Annotated in this window: 3 protein-coding genes and 1 pseudogene; 1 reads left to right on the top strand and 3 read right to left on the bottom strand. The window is 28.1% G+C overall.

The genetic code is table 11. The annotated features are described in order from the left end of the window. Positions 1-125 precede the first annotated feature (125 nt). The 3 genes from AACZ53_RS13960 to AACZ53_RS13970 all read right to left on the bottom strand — a co-directional run bounded on the left by AACZ53_RS13960 (position 126) and on the right by AACZ53_RS13970 (position 3,972). The gene (locus AACZ53_RS13960; protein ID WP_339839709.1) at positions 126-296 is read right to left on the bottom strand and encodes a hypothetical protein; all 171 of its coding nucleotides are present in this window, start codon (positions 294-296) and stop codon (positions 126-128) included. Positions 297-1,036: 740 nt separating this feature from the next. Beyond that, positions 1,037-2,023 (bottom strand): response regulator transcription factor, encoded by a 987-nt coding sequence (locus AACZ53_RS13965; protein WP_339839713.1) that lies wholly within the window; start codon positions 2,021-2,023, stop codon positions 1,037-1,039. Between the two features lie 407 nt (positions 2,024-2,430). After that, the gene (locus tag AACZ53_RS13970) at positions 2,431-3,972 is read right to left on the bottom strand and encodes a glycine--tRNA ligase (RefSeq protein WP_339839715.1); all 1,542 of its coding nucleotides are present in this window, start codon (positions 3,970-3,972) and stop codon (positions 2,431-2,433) included. Positions 3,973-4,043: 71 nt separating this feature from the next. Between AACZ53_RS13970 and AACZ53_RS13975 the strand changes: the two are divergent. After that, positions 4,044-4,364 (top strand): annotated as a pseudogene (locus AACZ53_RS13975) (ComF family protein); the annotation flags it as partial.

Consider the following 4,364-nt stretch of genomic DNA (forward strand, 5'->3'; position numbering starts at 1 on the left):
AAAGAAAATAAAAGAAATATAAAAAATATTAATTTTTGCACATTAGAATCCATTATGGCTAAAATAAAAAAAAAGTGCTATGTATTTTTAATACATAGCACTTTTAATAAAAATTAATTATAATATTAGATTACAACTTCACCAGCAGCTCCAACTCCTGCTCCGGTTGTTTGACCAGGCTCTTGCATTTGTGTAGAATTTGTATCTCCAGCGATTTGGTCATCACCGTTAGTGTTGTAAGAAGTAAGTACTACTGTAAATAGAACTATAGCTAAGGTTGCAATAAATTTTTTCATAATAAATAATTTAAGGTTTATTTTTTTGTTTTTGTTTGATGTAAACTTAGCCCTTAGGTTGGTAGATGTCTATTTTAGGTGAGAAGCATATTTATTTTAAAGGCAAATCTTTGTGTATTAAATAAGAAAAAGGGTACATTAATTCTTTTTAACGATAAATTTACTGCAGTTTTTTAACATATTAATATATTTATTTTAGGTTTTTTCTTACTCAAAAAGTTTATAAACGTCATTTATTGTATTTGAACGAAAAATAGTTGTTGTTTTTAATTTTTTTTTGGAAAATTAAATTAGTCATTAGACAGAAAGTTACTAAATAAATTTACTTATCTAAAGACACTTTTTAAACTTGAGCATAAATATTAGTTTTTTATAAATTTTATTATTTTATAGTGCAAAGTGTAAATGTTTTTTTAGGAATTAAAAAAAATATTCTATTTCAACTTCTCTTTTAATTGCCTTTAGTTTAAGAAAGATTCATAAAAATTTCGTTTTTTGTAAAAATCAAAAAGGCTACCTGAATAATACAAGCAGCCTTTTTAAAGACATATATAAATATTAATAAAATTAATAGGTAAGAACGTAGCTCACTCAAAAAACAAGCACAAGTTTGCTTATTCTAATAGAACAATGTAAAAATAGATAAGTTTTTATGAATAGGCATAAGTGTTATGTCTCGTATTTGTAATATAGCCACAAACATGAGTTAAATGCCCTTTTTGAATTGTATTACAAACTATCTAGTCGTCTTTGGACTCATTAGAAGCATATAATTCAATAATAGCATTAATATTATCTTTGTATGACTTAGAAAAAGGGAGTTTTATCTTTCCTTTATTCAAATAACAGTCTGAATTACCTAAATGTATTCTAGAAACAAATTTTACGTTTATGATGTGACTGTTGTGAATTCGCATAAAATCATTTGGCAATGAGCTTTCAAAGTATTTTAATGTTTTAAAAGCCGTAACACTATCACCTGTGTCTAACATAATGTCTGTTGAATTGTTGTCTGCTTTTAAATAAACAATATCATCAAATTCTATAAATCTATAATCTCCATAAGACTTTACACAAAGTATATTGTTTTTTTGTTCTACAACTGGTTCTGCTAGTACAGCAAGCGTATTTGATTCAAAACCCTGTTTTACAATTGCTAATAATTCATTCTTGATTTCTTCCGTGTCAAATTGAAAATCAACTTTAGCTATTTCTTTTTCAATCCCATTTTTCTTAAAATCGTATTTTCCTTCAACTTCTGTCTTTGGTTGATTAACAAAAGATTGGCTTACAACAGGTAGGTTTTCCTGTATTTGATTTGTTTTTATTTGATTTAAGAACAATGAAAAACCATTTTCTTTTTTAAATTTTAATACTGTTTTAATAATATCAATTTTCTTAAAAGGTTTTAAAATAAAGTCATACACATCATATTTCATTGCTTCATAGGCAACTTCCTTTGTATTTGAAATCACAACTATCTTTGGCAAAACTACCATATACTTATATAATTCATTTACTAAAGTAAAATTACTTTCAGTTGAAGAATCAGCAAGGTTTGTCCCTAAAAAAACTACATCTGGTGTTTCTTCTAAAATTAGATTCAATCCATCGGATGCATTGTTTACATAACCAGAGAAATTAAAATCCCCCAAAGCATTAACATGATTTTGCAAAAGCATGTTACTTTGATAGTCACCGTCAATTATAATATATTTATATGTCATATGTCTAATGCCAATAACCTTAATGATTATTTAGAAATAGTAGTTTAAAGGGTAAAATTCATGGTTTTACTGATAACAATATTAGTTAATTTTCATGTGAAAAAGGTAAAACCGTAATTCTCTTTTTTAAACAAAAAATGTTAACAAGTGGCAAATTGTGTTAATAAACCGCCCATTCACATCAAAACAAGGTCAAAACACACAAATAATTTAATTTTGCTTTAAATTGCTTTAGTCTCTTTTTTGCTTTTTTTAAGTTATATGTCGACAAAATGAGTTTTAAACACCATAATATGCATAAAAACTTAAAAATAACAACAAAAGGAAACCAAAAAAAGTGTTTTGTTAATAACTAAAAAAAAGACTCGCTAAATAGCGAGTCTTACAAAATATATTAAGCATAAAAGTTACATTTTCATTAACCAATTACGAATTGAAACTTCATCTGCAATGATTTGTCTTAAATCTGAAATAGTAACTCGCTCTTGTTTCATAGTATCTCTATGCCTAATAGTTACAGTTCTGTCTTCTAACGTTTGATGATCAACTGTAATGCAAAATGGAGTTCCAAGTGCATCTTGACGTCTATAACGTCTTCCAACAGCATCTTTTTCATCATAAGTTACATTAAAATCCCATTTAAGTTCTTCTATGATATCTTTTGCGATTTCTGGTAAACCATCTTTTTTAACTAAAGGCAAAACAGCTGCTTTTGTAGGAGCTAATACAGAAGGTAATCGTAAAACAGTTCTAGTTGAACCGTCTTCTAACGTTTCCTCTTGTAAGGCTTGTGAAAAAACCGCTAAAAACATTCTGTCTAAACCAACAGAAGTTTCAACTACATATGGAACGTAACTTGCATTTGTTTCATTATCAAAAAACTGTAATTTTTTACCTGAAAATTTTTCATGTGCTTTCAAATCGAAATCAGTTCTTGAGTGAATTCCTTCTAATTCTTTAAATCCAAATGGGAAGTTGAATTCTATGTCAGCAGCAGCGTTTGCATAATGTGCCAATTTTTCATGATCGTGAAAACGATAATTCTCTTTTCCTAAACCTAATGATAAATGCCATTTTAAACGAGTGTCTTTCCAATAATCATAATATTGCATTTCTTCACCTGGCTTTACAAAAAACTGCATTTCCATTTGTTCAAATTCACGCATTCTAAATATAAATTGTCTTGCAACAATTTCATTTCTGAACGCTTTACCAGTTTGAGCAATTCCAAATGGAATTTTCATTCTACCTGTTTTTTGTACGTTTAAGAAATTTACGAAAATACCTTGAGCTGTTTCTGGTCGCAAATATAAATCCATTGCTGTATCAGCAGAAGCACCAATTTTTGTAGCAAACATTAAGTTAAATTGGCGAACTTCTGTCCAGTTCTTAGAGCCTGAATCCGGACAAGCAATGCCTAATTCTTCAATCAAAGATTTTACATCTGCTAAATCTTCTTTTTCAAGAGAACGAGCTAAACGTTGTAAAATAGTATTTTTCTGTTCTAAATATCCTTTAACTCTTTCGTTAGTAGTTACAAACTCTTCTTCATTAAAAGCATCTCCAAAACGAGTTTTAGCTTTTTCAATTTCTTTTTGTGCTTTGATGTTTATTTTTTCAGCATAATCTTCAATCAAAACATCTGCACGATATCTTTTTTTAGAATCCTTATTGTCAATTAATGGATCAGAAAATGCATCCACGTGACCAGAAGCTTTCCATGTTGTTGGATGCATAAATATTGAAGAATCTAGTCCTACGATGTTTTCATGCATTTGCACCATGGCTTTCCACCAATATTCTCTAATATTCTTTTTTAATTCTACACCATTTTGAGCGTAATCATAAACTGCACTCAAACCATCATATATTTCGCTTGACGGAAAAATAAATCCATATTCTTTAGCGTGCGAAACTACGTTCTTAAATAAATCTTCTTGTTTTGCCATAATGATGCAAAAGTAAAAAATTATATAAGAATATTAAAGAAGATTATTTATCTTTAATTTAAATTTTTTAAATGGTAAAAGCTTTAGTCAATTTATTTTTTCCAAAACTGTGTAATGGTTGCAACTCATTGTTGCTGAACAATGAATCTGTTATTTGTGTTAAATGTAGACATAGCTTACCTTACACTTATCATCATATAATTGATAACAATGAAATTATGAGTAAATTTTATGGCATTTTACCTGTTGAACAAGCTACTGCCATGTTATATTTTCATGCTAAAGGTGTCGCTCAAGAACTAATTCATAATTTAAAATATAGAAAACAAGAGGAAATAGGAACTATTTTGGGCAACATATATGCTTATGATCTCATTAATTCCAATAAAATT

This window comes from uncultured Flavobacterium sp., from assembly GCF_963975005.1.
Classification (GTDB): Bacteria; Bacteroidota; Bacteroidia; order Flavobacteriales; family Flavobacteriaceae; genus Flavobacterium.